Annotated in this window: 1 protein-coding gene; it reads left to right on the top strand. The window is 72.1% G+C overall.

All coding sequences use genetic code 11. The annotated features are described in order from the left end of the window. Window positions 1–543: glycoside hydrolase family 1 protein (locus tag ACFV3I_RS18810; protein ID WP_378823971.1), on the top strand; the 543-nt coding region annotated here is incomplete at its 5' end. Between the last annotated feature and the right edge of the window lie 23 nt (window positions 544–566).

The raw sequence follows: 566 nt of genomic DNA, 5'->3' as shown, positions 1-566 counted from the left end.
CCGCTGGACTTCCTCGGCATCAACTACTACTCGCCCACGCTGGTCGCCCACCATGACGGCCCGGCGCAGCACGGCTCCGACGGCCACGGCGCCAGCGACCACAGCCCCTGGCCCGGGGCGGACCACGTCGCCTTCCACCAGACGCCCGGCGAACGCACCGCGATGGGCTGGAGCATCGACGCCGACGGACTGTACGAACTGCTGACGCGGGTCCGGGACGACCACCCCGACCTGCCCTTGGTGATCACCGAGAACGGCGCGGCCTTCGACGACACGGTGAACTCCGAGGGCGAGGTCCACGACCCGCGGCGGATCGCCTACCTCCGGGACCACCTCGCCGCCGTGCACCGCGCCGTCGCGGCGGGCGTGGACGTCCGCGGCTACTTCCTGTGGTCGCTGCTGGACAACTTCGAGTGGGGCTACGGCTACAGCCGCCGCTTCGGTGCGGTCTACGTGGACTACCCGACCCAGGACCGCGTCCTCAAGTCCAGCGCCCGCTGGTACGCGGACGTGGCCCGCACCGGCGTCCTGCCACCGCGGTGAGGCTCGGCGGACCGGCGCCCTTT

The organism is Microbacterium sp. NPDC059771 (assembly GCF_042732495.1).
Lineage (GTDB): Bacteria > Actinomycetota > Actinomycetes > Actinomycetales > Microbacteriaceae > Microbacterium > Microbacterium sufflavum.
The sequence above is the reverse complement of the archived record's forward strand: the minus strand, read 5'-3'. Positions and strand labels throughout refer to the sequence as shown.